Origin of the sequence: Mucilaginibacter ginsenosidivorax (genome assembly GCF_007971525.1) — a bacterium.
In the GTDB taxonomy this organism is placed as follows: domain Bacteria; phylum Bacteroidota; class Bacteroidia; order Sphingobacteriales; family Sphingobacteriaceae; genus Mucilaginibacter; species Mucilaginibacter ginsenosidivorax.
Genome location: NZ_CP042437.1, coordinates 3,430,939 through 3,454,614 on the forward strand (window position 1 = coordinate 3,430,939; position 23,676 = coordinate 3,454,614).

At 44.3% G+C, this 23,676-nt stretch carries 18 protein-coding genes; 5 read left to right on the forward strand and 13 right to left on the reverse strand.

Going from position 1 to position 23,676, the window contains the following annotated elements:
- Positions 1–131 precede the first annotated feature (131 nt).
- Together FSB76_RS14325 and FSB76_RS14330 are read left to right on the forward strand one after the other, a co-directional pair.
- Positions 132–1,181 (forward strand): DUF4097 family beta strand repeat-containing protein, encoded by a 1,050-nt coding sequence (locus tag FSB76_RS14325; protein ID WP_147054426.1) that lies wholly within the window; start codon positions 132–134, stop codon positions 1,179–1,181.
- A 363-nt stretch (positions 1,182–1,544) separates the two neighbouring features.
- Complete coding sequence (locus FSB76_RS14330; RefSeq protein WP_147054428.1) at positions 1,545–4,337, forward strand: bifunctional fucokinase/fucose-1-phosphate guanylyltransferase; 2,793 nt, start codon at positions 1,545–1,547, stop codon at positions 4,335–4,337.
- 75 nt (positions 4,338–4,412) lie between these two features.
- On the opposite strand, the gene FSB76_RS14335 is transcribed toward FSB76_RS14330, so the two are convergent.
- Positions 4,413–6,296 carry a chloride channel protein gene (locus tag FSB76_RS14335; protein ID WP_147054430.1) on the reverse strand — a complete coding sequence of 628 codons (1,884 nt, stop codon included), beginning with the start codon at positions 6,294–6,296 and terminating at the stop codon, positions 4,413–4,415.
- A 164-nt stretch (positions 6,297–6,460) separates the two neighbouring features.
- Here FSB76_RS14335 and FSB76_RS14340 point away from each other — a divergent pair, with 164 nt between their 5' ends.
- Positions 6,461–6,694, forward strand: a complete 234-nt coding sequence (locus tag FSB76_RS14340) for a hypothetical protein (protein WP_090638907.1) — start codon at positions 6,461–6,463, stop codon at positions 6,692–6,694.
- Positions 6,695–6,738: 44 nt separating this feature from the next.
- Entirely contained in the window at positions 6,739–7,431 is a 693-nt protein-coding gene (locus FSB76_RS14345; RefSeq protein ID WP_147054432.1) for a Crp/Fnr family transcriptional regulator, read from the forward strand.
- 8 nt (positions 7,432–7,439) lie between these two features.
- Here FSB76_RS14345 and FSB76_RS14350 read toward each other — a convergent pair whose 3' ends face one another.
- The 5 genes from FSB76_RS14350 to FSB76_RS14370 form a co-directional block, all read right to left on the reverse strand.
- Positions 7,440–8,021 carry an HPP family protein gene (locus FSB76_RS14350; RefSeq protein WP_147054435.1) on the reverse strand — a complete coding sequence of 194 codons (582 nt, stop codon included), beginning with the start codon at positions 8,019–8,021 and terminating at the stop codon, positions 7,440–7,442.
- A 542-nt stretch (positions 8,022–8,563) separates the two neighbouring features.
- A complete protein-coding gene (locus tag FSB76_RS14355) occupies positions 8,564–10,129 on the reverse strand; it encodes a M56 family metallopeptidase (RefSeq protein WP_147054437.1) in 1,566 nt (521 codons plus the stop codon).
- Entirely contained in the window at positions 10,126–10,497 is a 372-nt protein-coding gene (locus FSB76_RS14360) for a BlaI/MecI/CopY family transcriptional regulator (RefSeq protein WP_147054439.1), read from the reverse strand. The genes FSB76_RS14355 and FSB76_RS14360 overlap by 4 nt, the downstream gene beginning before the upstream one ends.
- 129 nt (positions 10,498–10,626) lie before the next feature.
- On the reverse strand, positions 10,627–12,615 hold the full coding sequence (locus FSB76_RS14365; RefSeq protein WP_147054441.1) for a glycoside hydrolase family 97 protein: 1,989 nt from the start codon (positions 12,613–12,615) through the stop codon (positions 10,627–10,629).
- 123 nt (positions 12,616–12,738) lie between these two features.
- Positions 12,739–13,461 carry a hypothetical protein gene (locus FSB76_RS14370; RefSeq protein WP_147054443.1) on the reverse strand — a complete coding sequence of 241 codons (723 nt, stop codon included), beginning with the start codon at positions 13,459–13,461 and terminating at the stop codon, positions 12,739–12,741.
- 550 nt (positions 13,462–14,011) lie between these two features.
- On the opposite strand from FSB76_RS14370, the gene FSB76_RS14375 reads away from it, so the two are divergent.
- Positions 14,012–16,915 carry a DEAD/DEAH box helicase gene (locus FSB76_RS14375; protein ID WP_147054445.1) on the forward strand — a complete coding sequence of 968 codons (2,904 nt, stop codon included), beginning with the start codon at positions 14,012–14,014 and terminating at the stop codon, positions 16,913–16,915.
- A 171-nt stretch (positions 16,916–17,086) separates the two neighbouring features.
- Here FSB76_RS14375 and FSB76_RS14380 read toward each other — a convergent pair whose 3' ends face one another.
- Genes FSB76_RS14380 through FSB76_RS14410 form a run of 7 tightly spaced genes read right to left on the reverse strand, consistent with a single transcriptional unit; the run spans position 17,087 to position 23,628 of the window.
- Positions 17,087–17,824, reverse strand: a complete 738-nt coding sequence (locus FSB76_RS14380; protein ID WP_147054447.1) for a DUF4197 domain-containing protein — start codon at positions 17,822–17,824, stop codon at positions 17,087–17,089.
- Between the two features lie 42 nt (positions 17,825–17,866).
- The gene (locus FSB76_RS14385) at positions 17,867–18,877 is read right to left on the reverse strand and encodes an inorganic phosphate transporter (protein ID WP_147054449.1); all 1,011 of its coding nucleotides are present in this window, start codon (positions 18,875–18,877) and stop codon (positions 17,867–17,869) included.
- Positions 18,878–18,897: 20 nt separating this feature from the next.
- Positions 18,898–19,548: a DUF47 domain-containing protein gene (locus tag FSB76_RS14390; protein WP_147054451.1), complete on the reverse strand. Its 651-nt coding sequence runs from the start codon at positions 19,546–19,548 to the stop codon at positions 18,898–18,900.
- A 47-nt stretch (positions 19,549–19,595) separates the two neighbouring features.
- Positions 19,596–20,660 (reverse strand): sensor histidine kinase, encoded by a 1,065-nt coding sequence (locus FSB76_RS14395; RefSeq protein ID WP_090638707.1) that lies wholly within the window; start codon positions 20,658–20,660, stop codon positions 19,596–19,598.
- Between the two features lie 9 nt (positions 20,661–20,669).
- A complete protein-coding gene (locus tag FSB76_RS14400) occupies positions 20,670–21,368 on the reverse strand; it encodes a methyltransferase domain-containing protein (protein WP_147054453.1) in 699 nt (232 codons plus the stop codon).
- A gap of 18 nt (positions 21,369–21,386) precedes the next feature.
- Positions 21,387–22,511 (reverse strand): NAD(P)/FAD-dependent oxidoreductase, encoded by a 1,125-nt coding sequence (locus FSB76_RS14405; RefSeq protein WP_147054455.1) that lies wholly within the window; start codon positions 22,509–22,511, stop codon positions 21,387–21,389.
- Positions 22,512–22,518: 7 nt separating this feature from the next.
- Complete coding sequence (locus FSB76_RS14410) at positions 22,519–23,628, reverse strand: type III polyketide synthase (RefSeq protein ID WP_147054457.1); 1,110 nt, start codon at positions 23,626–23,628, stop codon at positions 22,519–22,521.
- Positions 23,629–23,676 lie beyond the last annotated feature (48 nt).

Genomic DNA, 23,676 nt, shown 5'->3' on the forward strand with positions numbered 1-23,676 from the left:
TTTTGAGATAACATAATACGGCAAAAGTTGATATCCGCTAATGGAGCACCCCTTTCTAAATTAATTATCCACCCTCTGCAACGATTTTCTGTTTACCGCTGTCTTATCTGTATAAACCAAACAAAAGCATCATGAAAACATATATTCTCTCGGCATTACTTGCCTGCCAAACTATAGCGGCTATAGCGCAGGATAATGATGGCAAAACGCCATACCTAACCAAATCGCTGGCAAGCGATGCCATCAGCAGCGTTGTGGTAAATACCTCGGCAGGGGGTATCGAAGTAAGTGGCCGTGCCGGGCAGGCGCCAAGGGTTGAAGTGTACATCAGGGGCAATAACGGGCGCGATATATCTAAAGAAGAAATAAAAAAACGGCTTGATGAGGATTATGACCTGAGCATAACCGTAACCGGCCACGAAGTACGGGCCATTGCCAAAAACAAGCACGAAAATCAAAACTTCAACTGGAAAAAATCAATCAGTATCTCGTTTAAAATATTTGTTCCGCAACAGGTTGCCACCAACCTGAAAACCAGCGGCGGCGGCATCCGTTTGGATAACTTGAAAGGCATCGAAACATTTACCACCAGCGGCGGCGGTTTGGAAGTTGACAGGCTTTACGGCACAATAAAAGGGACCACATCGGGCGGCGGCATCAGGGTTACCAACAGCGGCGATAACATTAACCTGCAAACCAGCGGCGGCGGTATTGAAGCTAAAAACCTTACCGGAAAAATCAACCTGGAAACATCGGGCGGCGGGTTACGCCTCGAAAATTTAAAAGGTACTGTAAATGCCCATACCAGCGGCGGCGGTGTTGAAGGCAGCAATATCGAAGGCGAGCTGGTTACCAGCACATCGGGCGGCGGCATCGACCTTAAAGGGATGAACTGCAGCCTTGACGCATCAACAAGCGCCGGCAGCCTGCGCGCGCAAATGATTAAGGTGGGCAAATTCCTGAAACTGGATGTAAGCTCGGGCAATATCGACTTACAGTTGCCGGCAAACCAGGGCCTCAGCCTTGATATCCGTGGCGATGGTATTAACCAGCACCCTTCAAAAATAAGCGGTTTTAGCGGGCAGTGGGACAACGAACATATTAAAGGCACTGTAAACGGCGGCGGTGCACCGGTAACTGCCGGGGCGTCGAGCGGTAACGTAAGCGTAAGATTTAACTAAGCAAACAAACCAATCAACCATATAGTAGAAGCTCCTGGTCGGAAGATCAGGGGCTTTTTTAGTGTTTAGTGAAAAATAGCAGCTTTGCTCCGGTTTTTACAAAAATGCATGAGCAATTGTGTTGCTTAAGATGGTAGATGATTGCTTTGTATGGTATTGATGGTTAGGCATTTAGATTCGTGTTTTTAAGTTGTTGAGATATGTTTTTACTTTTAAAACAAATACTTAAGGCTTACGGATTCAACTATATTGAAGCAATAAATAATGAATAATATGCTCAAATAGCTGAATCGATTTAAGCTATTAGTTACGATTTTTACTGATGGGGTGTATCTTCATACATCCCGACTTCAACCAGCATAAATGAGAAAACTGATAAGCATTCCTCCGGCCTTTAAACAATTTGGCGACCAGCATTTTGCCAACGAAAACTATTACTTCAGCTCGGATCCTAAAGAGGGCAAAGTTGGCTCGGGTGGCGGAACCGTTAATTTATTGTACGAAGCCAGTAAAGAGGAGAAGGCCACGGGCCCGATAGGTAATTGGTTACGCAAAGAGAAGCGGTTGATTATCCATGCGGGTGGCCAAAGCCGGCGTTTGCCGGCGTATGCAGCCGTAGGCAAGGTGTTTACCCCCATGCCCATCTTTCGCTGGAAAAGAGGCCAGCGCATAGGCCAAACGCTGATTGACCTGCAGTTGCCGCTGTATGAAGAAATATTGAACAAAGCCCCCAAAAACCTCAATCACCTGGTAGCCAGCGGTGATGTGCTTATTCGCGCGGGGGGCATATTGCCCGAAATTCCGGATGCTGATATTGTTTGCTTTGGCCTGTGGGAGCGGCCCGAGAAAGCATCTAATTTTGGTGTTTTTTTTGCGCAAAAAAGCTCGCCCAAAGAGCTGGCCTTTGCCTTGCAAAAACCCACAGCTCAAAAATTGCAGGAGTTGCAACCTAACTACCTGTTTTTTATCGATATCGGCGTTTGGCTGTTTAGCCCCAAAGCTATGGAACTGATGTTTGAGCGTAGCGGGTGGAATAAAGATAGTAACTCGTTTACCAACGGCATTCCTTCGTTTTATGATATGTACACGGAGTTTGGGCAAGCCCTGGGCCAAAATCCAACCCTGAAAGACGATGCCATCAACCAGTTAAAAGTGGCGATTGTGCCACTCCCTAAAGGAGAATTTTATCATTTTGGCACCAGTGCCGAGCTGATAGAATCGACCGATAAATTGCAAAACCTGGTAAAAAACCAGGAAGAAATATGGCATAATAAAATAAAACCCAGCGCAGACTTGTTTACGCAGAATGCAATCACCAAACTTGACTTTACCGGCGCCAATAATTCTATCTGGATTGAGAATAGTAATATTGCCCATACCTGGAAATTGCGTTGCAGGCACATAATTACCGGCGCACCTGCAAATGATTGGGTGCTTGATTTGCCCGAAGAAACCTGTCTTGATTTTATACCCGTTGGCGATAACGATGAATGGTGTGTAAGGGTGTATAGCTTTTACAACCCCCAATTACCCGTTCGGGGAATAAATGCTAATAACGGCTATACCGCTGCCGACTGGTTTAATGAACCGGTTTACCCCATATTTAATGCGACAGACTTAAACAGTGAAATTATACAGGGCCTGATTGATAACCCATTTAATTACCCGGAAAAAGTAAAACGGTTAATTGCCGCAGCTGATGTTGCGGATGAAGTAAACCTTTACCGCCAGTACGCCCAGCGTGAAACTTTTTTAGAAAGTAACCTGCAAAGCATGGCTGCTAACTGGAAACAATCTGTTTTTTACCAGCTTGATTTGAAAAATGCTGCCGGGATATTCAAAAACGCAAAGCTAACGTTGCCGCCTGCTTTACCGGATGATGCCCCGCTGTTAACGCGCCTGCATGACCAGATGTTCAGGAGTGAGGTGTTGGGCTCGAACGATCCATCGGCTGCCGCTTACGAGGCAAAAGCATTTGGGTTGCTTGCCGAAACTATTGTTGACACAGCTAAAACCGAACTTGCGGCGCCTCGCCTGGATGTAATGTCCGATCAGATTGTTTGGGGCCGCAGCCCTATCAGGCTCGACCTGGCCGGTGGCTGGACAGACACCCCGCCAAACTGCCTCATAAACGGCGGTAAGGTACTTAACCTTGCCATTGAACTTAATGGCCAGCCCCCGCTACAGGTATTCATAAAACCCTCTGCCGAATATGTTATCACGCTACGATCCATTGATTTGGGTGTCAGGGAGGATATTACTACCTACGAGCAATTAAGTGATTATAATAATTCCGTAGGTTCGGCATTTTGTATTCCCAAAGCGGCGCTTTGCCTGGCGGGTTTTGTTCCGGAATTTTCGGCAAACAGGTATGGTTCGCTGGCAGAGCAATTGAAGGACTTTGGTATGGGCATCGAGGTAACGTTGCTGGCTGCTATTCCTAAGGGATCGGGCCTGGGCACAAGCTCAATCCTGGCAAGTACGGTATTGGGTACCCTGAGCGATTTTTGCGATTTGAAATGGGATAAATATGCCATCTGCTCGCGCACCTTGGTTTTAGAGCAAATGTTAACAACCGGTGGTGGCTGGCAGGATCAGTACGGCGGTGTTTTTGGCGGAATTAAGCTTTTGGAAAGCAATCCTGGTATTTTTCAAAAACCAACGGTGCGCTGGGCTCCTGAGTTTATTTTTACCGATGCTTCTGCGGCATCCGTGTTGTTATACTATACCGGAATTACCCGCGTAGCTAAAAATATCCTGGCCGAAATTGTAAAAGGAATGTTCCTTAACGGCAATGGCTATTTAAGTATCCTGGAAGAAATGAACCACCACGCCCTTAAAACCTACGAGGCTTTCCAATACGGTAACTTACAGCAAGTAGCCGAGGCTACAGGCATTAGCTGGGAGCTTAACCAGCGTTTGGATGGCGGCACCAACACACCCGAAACCCAGGCTATTATTGATCGGATCAGCGATTTTATCATCAGCTGTAAACTGCTGGGCGCAGGCGGCGGCGGTTATATGCTGATATTTGCAAAGGATGTGGCCGCAGCTGCAAAGGTGCGTAGCGCTCTTAGCACCAACCCGCTTAATAACAGGGCCAGATTTGTTGACTGGTCTATTTCGCGCGATGGATTTAAGACATCAAGAAGTTAATGTAAAGTTAAGCAGGGGCAAATATCACGCCCCTGTAACCTTTAAATATTGCTAAACCTTTATTTTTTATTTGAGTTAGTTGCGGGGTGCTCTTGCATCGCTGTCCTTATTCATCAGCTTACGCCCTTTACTCATTATTTTTAAACGTTGCCGTTTTAACGATATGGATAATGATGTTTTATCAGCCTCGTTATTATGCAATCCGTAGGCGGCTATAATTTCTTTGTAGGATAGGCTGCCAATAATTTTATTTTCTGCCGAAGTAACCGGTACCAGTTCGGCTTCATGTTTGGCCATCAATTCGGCAGCCAGGCGTAGCGTTGTGTTGCCTGTCAGCATTAATGCCGATGGGTGGACGATATCTCCGAGATTGAGTTTTTGAACCTGGCTGGTATTATACATATCGCCCAGTTTGAACGTGCCTATGTAATCGCCTTTTTTATCCACTACAATAAAATCGTGGGCCGCTGAGTTGTGGGCAAGTAGCCAGGCTTTTACTTCGCTAACCGGGTTGTCGGCACTTAAAACAATAGCATCTTTGTTCATAACGTCAAATACAGATAGCTTGCTTAATACGTCGGGTTCAAATGATACAGGTGTGGCTACCCCTCTGCGGGCAATTTTCTCGGTCATGATGGTATTCTCCATTAAAAAAAACGATACCAGGTACGATGCGGTGCAGGCGCCAAGTAAAGGCAATAAAGCGTTTGATTGCATGGTAGATTCGAGCGCGAACGTAATACTGGTTAAATAAGCCCTTGAAGCGCCCGCAAACATAGATGACATGCCCAGCAACGCCGCCATAGGTATGGTTATACCCGAATTTGGAAAAAGCATTAAAATAACCGCACCGATGATAGCCCCCGCCGCGCCGCCAATAGTTAATAAAGGCGCAAGGGTACCGCCGGATGTGCCGCTGCCTAATGCAATAGCCCATGACAGAAATTTAAAAAAGCATAACCGCAGCACAAGCAGCAATGGAATGGTCCCCGATAAAATGCTGATGATATTATCATATCCTACGCCCAATGTATGAGGCGCAAAATAGCCAATTACCCCAACTGCAAGGCCACCTAAGGCGGGCCACCACATCCAATGGATGGGGAGTTTATCAAACCAATCTTCAATTAAATATACAATTTTGGTTATCCCCAATGACAAAAAACCGATAATTAAACCGATGCCACTGTAAATAGCCAGGGCTCCGTTTGTAGGAACCGTTAAATTGGGCATAGGAAAAACCGGCCCCGATTCAAACAACAGGTGATGACCTGCCGCCCCCGTAATACAAGCCAGGGCGACGGGTAAAATAGATTTGGGCGAAAACTCAAACAAAAGTAATTCGATGGCCAGCAACACAGCCGCTATGGGTGTACCAAATATGGCCGACATGCCCGCGGTTGCACCGGCTGCAAGGATAACCTTACGCTCATTGGCGGTAATTTTTAATAGCTGGCCCAGGGTTGATCCTAAGGCTCCGCCGGTTGCAATTATGGGCCCCTCGGCACCAAATGGGCCACCGGTACCAATAGCAATAGCCGATGATATAGGCTTTAAAAACGTAATGGATGGTTTTATTTTGCTTTGGTTGGTTAGTATTTGTTCCATGGCTTCGGGAATACCATGTCCCCTGATGACTTTGGAGCCATACAGGGCCATTAGCCCAACAATTACCCCGCCAATGGCAGGCACTATAATAACCCACAGGCCCAGGTGGTTAGCGGCAGGGCTATGGAAACGCACATCCAGCATGCCGTAAAAAGACAGGTTGGTTACAATATTAATAAGGTATATAAGCCCCTTGGCTATAATGCTGATGGCTATTGCCACCAAAACAGATAACGCCGATACATATAATAACCTGTTTTTTATACTTCGGGTTAAGGCTAATTTACCCTGGTGATTGTTGATGGCGTTTAAGGAAGGCGAGATGGGAATGCCTGTTTCTTTTTGTTTCATGATGAATATTACACGAGCCCATTTTTAAAATGGCTTTAATTTTATTGCAAAAGTAATATAAAATTGAGTTTTTTTAAACTTATCAATCATAATATATTGCATGTGCAATATATTATGGTGAGTTTTGCTGCTGAAATCATTGAAAACATTACGAGGATAGTAACATGAAAAAATTCAGTTATGCATTAATGGCGATAGGGGTTATCATCATTATTATTGGTTTTTTAACTTTTACCAATTTAAAAACAGTTAACGCGGTTGATTCACACAACTGGACAATTTACATTAATGGCGCAAAATCATTCCCATGGCCGGTATTTGGGGGCTCGGTAATTGCCATATTGGGAATTATTTTTAACATGGCTACCTGGGAGCAGCCAAAAGGCCGGTACTTTTAATAATTTCGCAAAGGCTATTGCCAATAATAAAATACTATTCATACATGGCAAAAAGTAAAAGCGTTTGTGATTTAAAGAGTTGCTTTTTGTGCATGCACTGCTTAACAGACTGGATTCCGGTTATCGATGCGCAGCGAAAAAACTATGTTATAAAAAAAGGCGAAGCAATATTTAAAGAAGGCGACCCGGTTACAGGAATTTATTTTGTTTACGAAGGCAAAATAAAAGTACATAAAAAATGGGATGCCGAAAAAGAACTGATATTGCGTTTTGCGCAAAAAGGCGATATTGTTGGCCACCTGGGGCTTGGCGATACGGGTTATTATCCGGTGTCGGCTACGGCTATTGAAGCCGGTGTTATCTGTTATATCAGCATGGATTTCCTGGAATCCACCCTGAATATTAACAATAACTTTGTAATTAAGCTTATGCGGTTTTTTGCCAACGAGTTACAGGAATCTGAAAAGCGGATGCGCAACCTGGCGCACATGCCTGTTAAGGGGCGGGTTGCACAGGCGCTTATTTCCCTTAAAAATAAGTTTGGCATCAATGCCGGTGGATATATCGATATCGACCTGAGCCGGCAGGACCTGGCCGCATTTACGGGTGCTGCATACGAATCGCTTTTCCGTACTATAAATGACCTGGTTGAAGAGAAGATCATCGAGATAGCCGGGAAAAATATACTGATTAAAGCCGAGGATTTACTGCGTAAGCTAACGGAAGAGGCTGCATAGCCGGCTGCTTAGCGCTGGTACCTGCGCCATACCATAAACCACTTTTTATTGTTGGGATATTTGCGATGGCCGCTTACGTTGTTTACCAGTAAAGCCACCAACAACAATACTGTTGCGCCGGATAGCACCGGGCTTAATACATATAAATACCCCAATGCCTGTATTTTGGCCGACCCGATGTTGGCGATGAGTGCTGTGGCGCCACCCGGCGGATGCAGCGTTTTGGTAATTTGCATGAATACAATGGCAATTGATACAGCCAGGGCCGATGATAGCCAAACCTCGTGCGGGATAAGCTTATGCATAGTTACCCCTACAATAGCGCAGATTACATGGCCGCCAATAAGGTTTCGGGGCTGGGCGAGGGGGCTGTTTACAATGCCATAAATTAATACCGATGAGGCTCCGAAAGAACCAATAAGGAATAAATTATCCGAAGGGCTAAAGTACCGGTTGCTAAAAAAACCGATTAAGCCTATACCAAGGAACGAGCCGATAAAAGTCCAGAAATGTTCTTTATAATCAACCAGCGTTTCTTTATAAACAATATAACGGGCGGTGCGAACGTGGCGATGTATCCTTCTGATCATAATAATTGGTGGGCGCAAAAATAGGCACTTTAATCATGATTATAAACCACCGGGTTAAAATTGGGAACTGATATTAATGGTTGTTTTTTGTAGAGGCGCATCACATGCGTCTCCCACATGCAAATCGAAACCGGTATAGCGGGAAACGCATGTGCAAGAATCCAGGCTACAGCAATGTAGTTACCGTCCCAGCCCTGGCCGATGGTTGCTTATAATGACGCGTTGTAAGTTGTTGATTGTCAGTATTAAATATTCGTCATTGCGAGGTACGAAGCAATCCCCTACATGCTAAGCGCCGCATAGTCCGGGATTGCTTCGTACCTCAATGACGGTGGTTTGAACCATTTTTAACCAAATCCGTTGCACGTCATGGCTGTTTTTTCCAGCCTGGCTGGTGGGTACTCGCAACGACGGTAGTGTACTACATTGGTTAACTAAATCTTGTCTTGCCGGGATTTCTAATTTTGAGTCTACATTAACCTATATCATATCAGCAGGAAATGAAAGGGCCCCGGACTGTTTCAATCCGGGGCCCTTTGTTATTAAAGCATCATTAAGCCTGTTTGCTTTGCACCAAACGGTGTTCGGCAATACATGCGCGCTATCTTTGTTTTTGCCAGCGTTTCTTTGCGGTAGTTAGCGTAATAATCAACGGTCATCAAATCAACCTGGTATTTATAGGTTTTATCTTTGGCAGCGCCTGCATACAGTTTGCTGACAAATACCTGCGCAAAATCGGCCGACGTGTATTTTTCAAGTTCGGTGTTAGCCGCTCTTTTTCCGTTAATCCAGATACCATAGTTGCGTGCATCTGTAAAAACGCTCAGTTGCTTTGCCGTTGGGAAGGCGCGTGGCAGTATAAGCCCGTTGCCCATCATAAAACCAACCATTTGTTGTGCCTGCTGTTCTTTGCTCATCTGGCCATATATTTCTTTAAGCCGGGCTTTATCCTCATCTGAAACTTTCATGATCTTTCCATCCGCCGAAATCATGTTTTTGCCGTGGCTACTTAATGCCGCCGTAAAATAAGGCTCGTATTTATCAGCGATGGTTTTATACTCGGCCAATAACTCCGGCGATACACCGTTTGCAGTGTGCTTATAATTAAGTTCTGCAAAAATAAAGTCGCGGTGCACTTCGCCCGCCGGGCTGTTTTTGGGCGACGGCTTGGGTTGGGGTTGGTCCGTTTTTCCTTTAGCCGCCGGTGCTTCTGCTTGTGGTTGCTGTGCTTCGGTTTTGGTGGTGAATAACAAAAATGCCGCGATGGTGAAGGGCATAACGGCCAGCCGGCTAAGCCAGGCGTTAACGGTGGTGGTGGTTTTAGTCATCATGATCAATCTTTTTTTGGTTATAGCGTAGTTGAATTGGCTGGTTATGCCTAAGCCGTTAAGGCCCGATAAACTGTGAATAAGCAGGTTTTGATAATTGGCAGTATCGTAATGTGTGTTTAATACTGCGGCATCGGCCAAAAATTCGTGGTTTAGCTTAATATAACGGCGGTATATTAAAATGAAGGGGTTAAACCAGCAAATGGCCTGCACAAGCTCGGTAAATATGATGTCAATGGAATGTAACTGGCGGGCGTGGGCAAGTTCATGATACAAAATGCCGTCGTCAATTTGCCCGTTTTGATAGTCGGCACGGTTTAAAAACAGGTACTTTAAAAAGGTATGCGGCGTTTGTTTTTGGTCGATTAGCACCAGGTTTGCATTTTTATATAGCGTGGTATAGTTTTTATCTATAGTTTGCTTGATGTTATATAGGTTTTTTATAAACCGTAATAAAAGCAAACCGGTAACAAAAACATAAATGCCGGGCAAAAGGTAAAATAGGTAGTTGATATGCTCAGGAAAGGATATTGTAGACGCCGGTATCACCGTTAACGATGGGGCAGGGGCATCAAATATTTCTGCCTTAAAATAGGGGTGTTCAACAACCGGTGCAGCACGGTGCTGTATGCTGATTAAGGGTACCGCGAGCGAAAATACAATGCCGAACAAAAGGTAAAACCGGTTGAAAATATACGTTGCTTTATTTTTAAGCAACACAACATAAGCAAGCAGCAGCAAGGCGCTGCAAAGCGTAAAGTTTAGCAGGTAGGCTGTCATGATTTTTTCTTGTTTAATTGTTTGTCTATAATTTTCTTCAGGTTTTGTAATTCAGCATCGGTAAGGTTGGTTTCGGTTGTAAAAAACGAAGCAAACTGCATGGCCGAGTTGCCAAAAAAGTTTTTGATAAGCCCGTTAACATGGGTTGCAAAGTAATCCGACTTTTTTACCAGGGCATAATACTGCCTGGAGTTCCCCATCAGGTTATAGGCTACAAAACCTTTATCCTGCATGCGTTTCAATAAAGTGGCAATAGTAGTTACTGCGGGTTTGGGTTCCGGGTAACTATCTATCAGGTCTTTCAGGAAAACTTCCTGGCCTGCCCAAATCAGTTCCATTAATTGCTCTTCGGTGTTGGTTAGCTTCATGTTCTACGAGATTAGAATTTGCTCTACAATTGTAGAGCAAATAAATCATAAAAGCAAATACCCGCGATTATTTTTTTTCGCGGGTATTTGCAAAGGCCCTTAAAAGATGGCTAAAGCACTGTGGTTATATTATTTTACGCGCTCAAACCGCGCAGCCCAGCCACCGCCAGGTGCCAGTTTTACAGATAGCTTGTCTTTCGCGGTAACGTTAATAACGCTGCGTTTATAATCGGTAGCGTCCTTATCGGCATTTACGCCATCCTCAAATACAATGGCCTTATAATTGCCATCACCTAAAAATGCTAAATCGATATTTAAATCCCTCGCATCCCAGTTGCTCATGGCGCCTGCATACCAGGTAGTGCCTTTGCGGCGTGCAATGGCTACATATTCACCTACCTTACCATCAAGGGCAACGGTTTCGTTAAAGGTGGTGGGCACTGCAGCTATAAAATCGGTGCTTTCCTGCTCTTTGGTATAAATGGTTGGGTTATCGGCCATCATTTGCAGGGGGGCTTCAAATATGGTATACATAGCCAGCTGGTGGCAGCGTGTTCCCTGGCTCATGGGGTTGCCGTTTACCGGGCGAAAGTTTGCTTTTGTGGCATTGCGCATAGCACCGGGTGTATAATCCATCGGGCCGGATAGCATGCGGATGAACGGAATACTTACATCATAACCCGGGTGGTTGCTTACACCCCATTTTACATTCTCCAGCCCTTTTACGCCTTCAAAATTCACAATATTAGGAAAAGCGCGCTGAATACCGCTTGGTTTGTACATGCCGTGGTAATCAACAATCAGGTGATGGTCGGCCGCCTTTTGGGCTATCTCATAAAGGGATGATACCATTTTCTGGTCGTCGCGGTCAATAAAATCTATTTTGAAACCTTTTACACCCATTTTGGCGAATTTGTCAAAAGCTAAATCGGTTTGGCGGGTAAGTGCATACCAGCTCGTCCACAAAATGAGGCCCACGTTTTTTTGTTTAGCATAATCAAGCAGTTCCTGCAGGTTAATCTCGGGCGAAATCTGGGTAAGGTCTACAATGCTCGACCAGCCCTCATCCAGCACCACATATTCTATTTTATTGGCCGATGCAAAATCGATATAATATTTATAGGTAGGGTTATTAATGCCGGCCTTAAAATCAACGTGGCTGATGTTCCAGTCGTTCCACCAATCCCAGGCTACCTTGCCCGGCTTAATCCACGACAGGTCGGTCAGCCTTGATGGCTCTGCAAGCTTTTGTACCATATCGCTATTGGCCAATTGCTTGTCCTCGGTGCTGATAATCACCACGCGCCATGGAAAGCTGCGGGTGCCTGTAGTTTTGGCTATATAATCGGCCCGGCCGTTCACCACGTAGTTCATATTGGCATATCCGCCGGTGTGTTCCACTGTAGGGTATTTGGCAAATGCCCCTTTCAGGTTTTTGCTTCCGCTACCATCGCCGGTTAAATACATACCAGGATAATTGTTCAGGTCGGCTTCTAAAATGGCTGCTTTTTTGGGCGTGCCAACATCAACCAACACAGGCAAAAATGCCAGGGTGTCTTTTTTTACGGCAGAGATGTTAATGTTATCGTAAAGCGCCTCAAAAGAGGTTGTCCATTTATCCTTATTCCTGAAATCGTTTACAAAAGGCAGGTATGCTTTGTCATCATCCTTAAAATTGAAGTTGGCTTCCTCGTCAACAACGGTAATTTCACCCTTTTTTTGTGCGGTAAAGCGGTAGGCCACCCCATCGTCATAGGCACGAAATACAACCGCGTAGTCGCCTTTACAGTTGATGATGACCTGGTTGTACTGGTCATGAACCCTGTCTTTTTTATAAACAGGCGTATTAAACCAGGTATCGGCGGATGATGTTTTGGCCGATTTTACAATCACGTTTTTGCCCAATACCTCGCCGCCTGCTAAAGTCATGGATATAGTTGAAGGGTTAATAACTTCGGTATCCTCATGTTTTACCCACCAGCTGATAGTGCTGCCGGTGCTTATAGCTAAATCGATTTTTCCATCCGGCGATTTTATATGGTAGCTTTTTGCCGATTGGGCAAGGAGTGTGGTAACAGGTAGGCATAGGCAAAGCAGGAGCAAAAGTTTGGTGTTCATCACAAAGGTGTTATGGTTAAAAATGGCGGTTTATGCATCCCGAAACTAAGTATAAATATACTTACGGCGTAATGCATTCCCGACAAATTGTGATGAGAAAAAAACAGGTAAATGCCCGGAATTTTACTCCTCGTCCAGATTGTACTCCTTGTTAATCAGGGTAATCAATAATTTGGCATGTTGTTGTTGCTGGGTCAGCATATTGTTATAGCCCAATACCACACCTTTTAGCAAAGCCGCCTTATTGGCCAGTGATAAAGCGTTTGATGCAAATAACGGGCCTACATTAGGGCCCGGTGTTTTACCGTTTTCAACAATATACCGTACATCCATTATTTCGCTAAGCTTATCAATACACTCTTTGCTGTAATCGCTATATCCCTTTTTTTGCCCGTCTATTTGAGTGATGATGGATTCGTAGTTCATAATGCTATCGGTAATAGCATGGTTTTGTATCAGCCTTAATGAGCCCGAATATTTAAGCTGTGTAAGCGTGCCGGTTGAAAATGGCATAACCGAACTTACCAGCATCGCCCAACTTAATTTATGCAGATGTATAATTTCTGGTTTGGAAATATTTGGAGTACTTAAAATGTTAATAACACTATCTAATCCCTTCACCTTTTTGTTGTTCAGGTCAATAATAGTCCGCATATCTGCGGTATCCGATTTAAGATCCCTTACCATACTGTGCATATATTCCTTGGCATGGCTGTGCTCATTAATGTGCTCCAGTTCATACTCTGCTACCGAGCCGGCAAAGACAGCCAGGAACAACATGAAAAATTCAAATAGGTAATGCTTAAGCTTACTCCTGTCGGTATGGGTGTGGTGGTGTACTTCCATTGTGAAACGATGCCCTAAAATAATAAAAATGTTGTTGCAGAATATTAAACAGGATACTTTTCTCGCGCAAAGACGCAAAGAAAAACAAGCGGGTTACATCTCGACTTAGCATCTTTGCCTTTTGCGGGAAATGACGCCCTCCGGGGATGGTTGCAATGAAAAAAGGCCAACAAAACCAACAGATATTGAGATGCCTTAATTGCGAAAAACAGCATTTTTATGTTAACCATGCGAAAATCTAAAATATCTGATTATTAGGTATTTGATGGATTTTATTTTTGAAATGTGTTAAGTTATGTTAACCATGTTTTGGCGTTTGACCAACACCACGGTTGCTAAAATTCGTGAAATTTGATTACATTATAGTTCCGCCGGCAGGTATTCGTGCCCGAATTTTTACCGCCACGCAGGCCGTTAACAAGGACATGGCATTGCCCCCTAAACTGGCTTTCTGAATTAAAAAACAAAAAATCCTTTCAATTCCCCCAAATTCTGATTACGTTTGAATTTTTTGTTGATGTAGCTTCTATTAATTTTTTATCAAAAGTTAATGCTACGAGTAGACAGTACAAAACCATGCCAGATTATTTATGCCATTGCAAAGCATGACTACCTTGGCTATGTAATTGAGCCGCACATCGTTCAGCTTAACCCCAACGGCGAATTTTCATTAACCCACCAGCGCTTATTTTCCAATACGGCAAAAGAGTTTATTCATTGTATTGATGAGGTTGATATTAAGCTTATCAAGGTTTTGGAGGAGATGGAGCAGGGCAACGTAATTAAGCGCTTTTATAAAAAGCCTATCCGGCCGTTTGAATTTTTTGCCAAGATATTTAACGAAACATTATTTGATACCATTCGCCCTAAGCTGGAGAAACGGATGGCCGAAGCGCTGAACCTGCTGATGCAAGCCGGCAAAAAGGTTTACCAGATGAGTAAGGAGGGTTATCCCGGCGAGCGAAAGCTGCAGATAGCAACTGAGCCTGCCAGCGTGCTGTTCCATTTCAGGCGAAACGAGGAGGAGATAAGGTATTTCCCTACGATTAAATACCAGGGGATGCGCATCGAATTCATGTTTAAAAATGCCGAGATCATTTGTAACCACCCGGCCTGGATGCTGCTTGACGATACTCTGTATTATTTTGATAAAGAGATAGAAGGTAAAAAACTGGTGCCGTTCCTGAATAAGCGCTTTATCGCCATCCCCAGGTCGTCAGAGCAATCTTACTTTGAAAAGTTTGTTGCGCCGCTAATTGAGAAGCACAATGTATATGCCGAAGGGTTTACTATAAATACCGAAAAGTATGATGCGCAGCCGGTTGTAAAACCTATTTATGTAGAGGGAGGTACATCGCAGCTGCAGTTGTACTTTAAGTATGCCGGCTACATTTTCCCTTACGGCGATGGCCGTACAGTATCGGTACGGATGGAAAAAAATGGCGACGATTACCTGTTCCACCGCATTAAACGCTCGGGCACCTGGGAAAAGGGCAAAATGGCTCAGTTGGAGCAATTAGGTCTTAAAACTACCTCCAGTTTGTTTCAAAACCTGGAGGTTGATAATAAGCACGATGAAGACGCTGATCATTCTTTCTCGGTATTTGAATGGCTTAACCAGCATCATAAACAGCTAACAGAGCAGGGTTTTGAAATAGAGCAACCCGAAGGGCAAAAGCGGTATGTTTTTGGAAACAGTAAAATAGACCTTGAAGTTTCTGAAAACAACGACTGGTTTGACATTAACGCCATTGTTTGGTTTGGGCCATACCGCATTCCTTTTATCCAGCTAAAAAACCATATTCTTAATCATAAAAAGGAATTTGTTTTGCCATCAGGCGAGATTGCTGTTATCCCCGAAAAATGGTTTTCGCAATATGGTAACCTGTTGCATTTCACCGAGGGAGGTAATGAGTTACGACTGCGGCGCCACCATATAGGCCTGGTTAATGACCTGGCCGAAGGCGAAATGGCCAACGTTACCATGACCCGCAAGCTACAAAGGCTTACCAATTTTGAAGAACTGGAAGAAATTGAGATGCCGGTAAATTTTGAAGGCAACTTGCGGGCTTATCAAAAAGCAGGCTATAACTGGTTTCACTTTTTAAAACAATACCATTTTGGTGGTTGCCTTGCCGATGACATGGGGCTTGGTAAAACGATACAAACGCTGGCCCTGCTGCAAAAACATAAGGAGTTTACCGAAGCAGAGGGCAGCAAGAGCACATCGCTGGTGATTATGCCGACATCGTTGATATACAACTGGCTTAACGAGGCAAAAAAATTTACACCGCAGTTGAGGCTGATGGTACATACCGGCACGTTACGATATCGATCGGCAGATGTGTTTGCCAACTATGATGTGGTTATTACCACATACGGCATCAGCCGGATAGATATCGAAATGTTTAAGGACTACTTTTTTGATTATGTGATACTTGATGAAAGCCAGAATATCAAAAATCCGTCGTCAAAATCATTCCAGGCAGTTAAGCAGCTTAAGTCGCGTTTTAAACTGATATTGAGCGGTACGCCGGTTGAAAATTCGGTTAACGACTTATGGACGCAGATGTCGTTTATAAATCCCGGGCTGTTGGGTAACCAGCAGTTTTTTCAGAACGAGTTTGTTACGCCCATAGAAAAGAAAAAGGACGAGGATAAAGCCCGAAAGCTACAGGCGCTCATTAAACCTTTTGTGCTGCGCCGCACCAAAGAGCAAGTAGCTACAGAACTGCCGCCAAAAACAGAGACCCTGCTTTACTGCGAGATGAGCGAGGAGCAGGCATCGGTATATGAAAAAATAAAATCAGAATACCGCAACGAATTGCTGAAAAGCCTGGAGGATGGCACCTTTGCCAAAACCCAGATACAGGTATTACAAGGCCTGATTAAACTAAGGCAGATAGCCAACCATCCCCTCATGATTGATAAGGATTACGAGGGCGACAGCGGGAAATTTGAGAATGTTGTACACACCCTGGCCAGTGTGTTGGACGGCGGGCACAAAGTGTTGATATTCTCGCAGTTTGTAAAGCAGCTTGCCATTTACCGCGAGCACCTGGAGCGTGAGGGGATATCATATGTATACCTTGACGGCGGCACCCAAAACCGGGGCGATGTGGTTAAACAATTCCAGGAGGATAAAAAAACCAGGGTGTTCCTGATATCTATAAAGGCAGGTGGTGTAGGCCTTAACCTTACCGAGGCCGACTATGTATTTATCCTTGACCCCTGGTGGAACCCGGCAGTTGAACAGCAGGCCATTGACCGTACCCACCGTATTGGGCAAACCAAAAACGTGTTCATTTACAAATTTATCACCAAAGATTCGGTTGAAGAGAAGATACTTGCCCTGCAGCAGCGTAAATTAAGCCTGAGCCGCGCTTTAATTACCACCGAAGAGAGTTTTATCAAATCGCTTACTGCGGATGATATAAAGGAGATATTGGGGTAGGGGTGCGGAAGATGTGCAGATTTAACATAAAAGGCCAATCGTTTTGCGATTGGCCTTTTGTATTATCATCCGTCATTGCGAGGTACGAAGCAATCCCGAACTACGCGAGATTTGGCAAGTAGGGGATTGCTTCGTACCTCGCAATGACGAGTGGGTTAAGTCTTTTTAAGATTACTGCCCGCTTTTCTTCTTATCGGCAAAAGAAAACACCTTTTGCAGCAATGGCGTTGTACGCGCGCCCAGGTTTTGGCGAATGTTCAGTTCCTCTTTTGCAATCTCTACAAATAAGCCATCAATGGCTTTTTGGGTTACATAGTCGGTAATATCGGGGTTAATTTTTGATACAAACGGTACTTTGTTATAGGCCTGCGCGGCATCAGTGTAATATTTTGTAGCGCCAACTTTGTTCAGGCTTGCCTGAATTACGGGTTTAAACTGGCCGGCCAATTGTAAAGTTGTTGTTTTTTTAAAGTACTGTGTTGCCGCATCCTGGCTGCCTAACAAAATGTTGGTAACATCCTGCAGGGTCATTTGCTTTATGGCGCCAATAAATATGGGTTTGGCTTTTACAGCCGCATCTTCGGCGGCGTGGTTAATAGAAGTTATCACGTTATCGCAAAGGCTGCCCAGCCCTATGCTGCGTAGTGTTCGCTCTGCTTTTTGCGCTTCGGGCGGGAATAGTATTTTAACTTCGGCGTTTTTCAAAAAACCATCTATTGCCGATAGCTTATCCGAGCTTTTGCCGGTACCTATTTCAAGGGCCTGCTTAAGGCCGTTTCCTATCTCAAACGTAGTAGGTGTTCCCTGCGCATTGGTTGTTGCCGCCTGGGCTACCTGGTTTAGCGTATCGCAGCTGCTTAGGGTTATAAAGGACAGCAACGCTGTAAGGATTAATATCTGTTTTTTCATTTGGGCTAAAATTAGCAAAAAATAAAGCCAACCGCCAGCAAATTATCCCAACACTTTTAACAGGGCAAATACGCCTGCAGCAATTAACGCAGAAATTGGAATGGTGATAATCCAGGCCCAGATAAGGTTAATGGTTACACCCCAGCGTACAGCAGATACACGTTTAGTTAAACCAACCCCAATGATAGAGCCGGTGATAGTATGCGTGGTAGAAACCGGGATACCAAACCTTTCGGTAATAAACAGGGTAATGGCGCCTGCTGTTTCGGCACTTACGCCTTCCAGCGGGGTTACTTTAGTTATTTTTGACCCCATGGTTTTAACAATTTTCCAGCCACCGCTCATGGTACCAGCTGCAATAGCGGTATAACAAGCCAGCGGAATCCACTCGGGCATAGCTGCACCTGCATGAATTACCTTGCCCGCAATTAAGGTTACATATAATATGCCCATTACCTTTTGGGCATCGTTACCGCCGTGTGCAAAGCTTAATGCCGCTGCCGATATTAGTTGCAGCCTTTTAAACCAACGCTCGGCAGTAGCAGGCTTTGCGCGTTTACAAATGTTTAATATCAAAATAGTTACCACGTAGGCTATAAGTAAACCAATAAACGGAGCCAATACAATATAAGCGATGATTTTAAGCACATACTGCATCTCGATGGCGTGCAGTGCATTTGCACCCATATAAATAGCGTTGGTCATACCGGCGCCGGCAAAGCCGCCAATTAGTGTATGCGATGAACTTGAGGGGATACCAAACCACCAGGTAATTAAATTCCAGGATATAGCGGCCACCAAGCCAGCCAATATTACGTGCAGGGTAACGTAATGCTCCAACACAATTTTTGATACTGTATTGGCCACCTTATGGTCTTTTATAAAAAAGTACGCGGCAAAGTTAAATACAGCGGCAAGCAATACAGCCTGAAAAGGTGTAAGTACTTTTGTTGATACGATGGTTGCAATAGAGTTGGCAGCATCATGAAAACCGTTGGTGTAATCAAAAACGAGTGCAAGTAAAACTATAACAACAAGTAGGGAGGTAACCATTTAGTGATGATTAGGTATGCTTAAGCGTTTTTAACTAAAATAGATTCCATTACGTTGGCCGCGTCTTCGCACATATCTGTTGCGGTTTCAAGGGCGGCCAGGATTTCTTTATATTTTATCAGGCGGATAGCATCTTTTTCGTAAAGGAATAAATCGGCCACGGCACGGTCAAAAACATAATCGGCCTGGTTTTCCACGCTGTTTATCCTGATGCATGAATCGGCAATGTTGCGCACGTTGCGCAGATCCTTTAACTCGCGCACGGCCTTCTCCAGGTCGATGCTTGCCTGTAGGATCAGGTCAGATAGTTTACGGATGTGCTCGTTAAAATCATCTATCCGGTAAAGGCTCATGCGGTTGGCTGCGCCCTGGATGTAATCGGCAACATCATCAATAGCTGTAGCTAACGCGTGGATATCTTCGCGGTCAAAAGGGGTAATAAAATTTTTGCCCAGTTCAAGGTATATCTGGTGGGTAAATTCATCGCCTTTATTTTCAAGCTTGTCAATTTGTTTAAACAGCTCTTCGCGGGTGGTAGTGTTATTGGAGTTAACAGCTTCTACCAAAATAGTAGCCATTGCTACGACATTGTTTGCTGCCTGCTCAAATAAAGGAAAAAATATTTTTTTGTCCTTAGGTACAAAGTACTGGAAAATGCTGTTTAATGACATGATGCTTAAAATTGGTGTAAAGGTACGGTTGCTATGTTAAATTAATGTTAACTTTTTAACACTGGTATGTTGGGGAAAGGTAAAGTTTGTTTTGCTCTTTGCAAAGTAAAGCCAAAAGTTGATCCCAAACCTTCGGTACTGCGCACATTAATGGTTTGCTGGTGCGCCTCAATAATGTGTTTTACAATGGCCAGGCCCAATCCAGAGCCCCCAATTTGGCGCGACCGGCTGGTATCTGTACGGTAAAAACGCTCGAACAGGCGAGGCAAAAACTTTTCTTCGATGCCAATGCCATCGTCGGTAACCTCCACCAAAACCTGGTCGTCAAGTACAAAAAGGCTTAATGATGTGCTTCCTTCTTCTTTACCGTATTTAAATGAGTTATCAATCAGGTTAACCAATACCTGCCTTATTTTTTCCCTGTCGGCATATACAATAATACCTTCATCATATTTCTGCTTAAATATCAGCTTTATTTTATACTGCTTGCCTTTTATCTCAAGCGATTCAAAAACTTCTTTAATCAGGTCGTTTATTTTAAACTTGCTGTAATTGATGGGTATTTCGCCCGATTCCAGCTTCGAAATCTCATCCAGGTCCTTAATAAGGTAGCTTAACCTATCCACATTTTTAGAGGCTTTTTCAAGGAACTGGCGCGCCATCTCGCGGTCTTCCATGTCGTCATCCTGCAATGCTTCAATGTATCCCTGTATGGCAAAAAGCGGGGTTTTAAACTCGTGCGAGATATTGGATAAAAAATCGCGACGGAATTTTTCCTGCTTGCGCAGGTCGTCAATCTCCGATTTTTTTTGTTTGGCCCATTCTTTTACCTCCTGCTCCACATCATCAATGGGGTTGGCGGTTACATGTTCGCCCAGGGCATCTCGCAAATCGCGGCCAAGCTTTAAATTGTGAATGAGTTTGTAAATAAGTTTGATGCGCGAGTAAATATACTTTTCTATCAAGTAGTAAAATACAAAGTAGCTTACCGCTATGGTGATGGTGAAAGTAACCATCACATCATACCATTTATGCTGAAAATAAAAGTTAACCGCCGATAGGGTTATGGCAACCCCAGTTGCGGTAATTAAAACCAGTACACGCAAATTCATAGCGTAAAGCTACAATTTATAGATCACTAAAGCCCAGCGGAATGGCCACTTCCATGTTAATTTAAAGTTATCAATTTGTGCTTTTTTTAGCAGTGTTAATAACTCCTGCTTTTTAAAGCCCCGTTTAACAGATAGTGGCCCATCGTAACGTACCATTTTATTACGGGTTAACACATGTGTAATGAAAATAACCGCATAGTATAATACCCAATGGCGGTGCAAATCGGTAATGATTATTCCCTTTTGGGCCGATGCATACATGTTTTTAATCATCGTGATCCAGTGTTCGTCGTCAAAATGATGGGTAAACAAATTGCTGATAATGATATCGTGCTTGCCTAACAAAGGAGTATCGTTTATCACATCGGCCCGCACGTAGCTAATATTAGCAAACGTTTTGGATGCATTGCGTGCATAGTTTATAGCTGCGGGGGCAGCATCAATGCCGGTAAGCTTTAGGGGCATCTGTTGTTGCGTTGCCCATTTGGCAATGGCGATAAGCGTGTCGCCGCCACCGCAACCCCAATCGCTTATGGAATAGCCCTGTTTTACGGGGAAGTTTTTTATAGACGTAATGGCTTCCTTATGCCCGCCAAACCACGAATTTACCTTGCCTAAACCTTCCAGCACGGGGGCTATCTCACTGTCGGGCAAGTTTAGGTCGTCCATGATTTCGGCATCAAAGGCGCGGTGTTTTAAATTGGGCATGGTATCAATACAATAGCCTTATGAAAAAGGTTTTCCGTGAGTTTTACTAATCAGGTACCTGGATAATGGCGGCAAGCCGTTTAACAGGCGAAGTGTAAGCGCTGTTGTATTGTTATTGCCAAACAGGCGCTGCAATTGCCGGCCTACCCATAACCGCTGCGCAAATTGCCGGTTCCAGGCATCGGTATAATCGGCCTCTAAAGCTATGCGGTTATCTTCATGAAATTTGCCGGTTTTATAATGGCTGATAATTTTATCCGACAGGATTTTGGCCGAGTGGATAGCCATGGTCATGCCGTTGCCACACAATGGCGCTATCATTCCGGCGGTATCGCCGCTCATTAAAATATGGTTATCAACCGGGGCTTTCTTTTCAAACGATATCTCGTTAATCACCTCCGGCTTATCCAGTAAAAAGTCGGCATTGGCAAATATATCGTCGAGATAGGGGTTTTTGCGGATAATGTTTTCTTCTAATCCCTGCAAACTACCGTATTTGCGCAGGTCATCCCGGTGCGCCATGTAGCACATGCAATACCTGTCGCCATCGGTTTTGCTTACGCCGCAATAGCCATCTTTATAATTATTAAGCTGGATAAGATCCTGCGGCAAATCCATTTTTATATGAAATTTTACGGCCAGGTAGGGGCTGCGTTTATAAAAAAAGGGCCGCTTCAGTTTTTGATCGAGGTTTGACCGTTTGCCGAATGAGCCTATTACCAACGGCGCCGTTAACACTTCGCCAGGTGTAACCACCTCAAACTGATTGCCGGCGTAGCGCACATCCTCCACCCTTGTGCCTGTCATGAAAATTACGCCTTCTATTGTAGCCTTGTGGTATAAAAAATTATCGAAGGTATACCTGCTTAGCCCAAAGCCGCCCAGATCAAGCTTTTGAGCAAATTTAACGCCCGAGGCAGCGGTAACCTCTAACCTGTTAATGCGGGCAACATTAAACTGCTCGAGGTTAATATCTAAAGTATTTAAAAAAGGGATTACTTCGTTAGAGATGTATTCGCCACATACCCGGTGCATGGGGTATGTTTTTTTTTCGATAAGGGTGACTTTTAAGCCGGCGCGGTTTAATAGTATCGCGTTAAATAATCCCGCAAGGCCGCCGCCAACTATAATTATATCGTTCATAGGCTTATTAGCACATTTCCAATATCATACCCTCAACCGTTAACCCCGGCCCAAAAGCAAAACTCATGATTTTTTGGTCAACCAGGTTTTCGGCCTTAAGCATTTTTTGCAATACAAACAGGATGGTAGCTGATGACATATTACCATACTGCTGCAGGGTTTCATAGGCAAAAGCGTTGCTTTCCTCGGGTAGTTCCAGCGCATCCTCAACAGCCTCCAGTATTTTACGGCCACCGGGATGTACTGCATAGGCGGTTATTTCATCGGCATTAAGTTTTGCCTTTTGCAAAAAGCGGCTAGTTAAAGCCTTGATGTTTTTTTTGATCTGTTTTGATACCCGTGAGGTTAGTTTCATCTCGAACCCTGTGTTACCCACATACCAGCCCATATCGTCGCGGGCTTCGGTCACAAATTCCGAGTAAAAGTTTTTTAAGGTAAGGTTGGTGCCAGTCCCCAGCCGTTGCGATGTGTTCTCTACCAATACCGCGGCGGCCCCGTCAGAAAACAGGGAGTTGGCCACCCAGTTGTCCAGCGTGTTATCTTTTTGAAAATGGAGGGTGCACAACTCCACGCTTACTACCAAAACCTTGGCTTCGGGATTGGCACGGCAAATATAATCGGCAACTTTAAGGCCGTTTATGGCGCCGTAACAACCCATAAAATTAATACAGGTACGTTCGGTATCGCGGTTAAGTTCCAGTTTTTCTACCAGTTCAATATCAATGCCGGGGGCATGCATGCCCGTACAGCTTATGGTAACCAAATGAGTAATTTGTTTGATAACATCGGCTCCAAAACCGGCCAGGCAATTTTTAACCGCATTTATGGCAATAGTGATAGCCTCATCCTGGTAAAGTTTTAAGCGTTTGCGGGTATCCGGAAAAGGGGTAAAGCTTCCGGATGTATCAAAAAAGGTATAGTTGGATGGATCTGGTTCGCCAAAATCCGGGATCACCGAGTACCGGTAATCGATACCAGAATTATCGTAAATACTTTTTAACCGCGCGGCGTTAGTTGCATCCAACCCGAAAGCATTCACCATAAAATGGTAAATATCCTGCTGGGCTATCCGGTTATGGGGATTTGCTATCCCAATGGCACTGATGCAACTCTCCATTTAAATTTAGCTTTATTTAAGTCTGAAGTCCTAAGTCGTAAGTCTTTT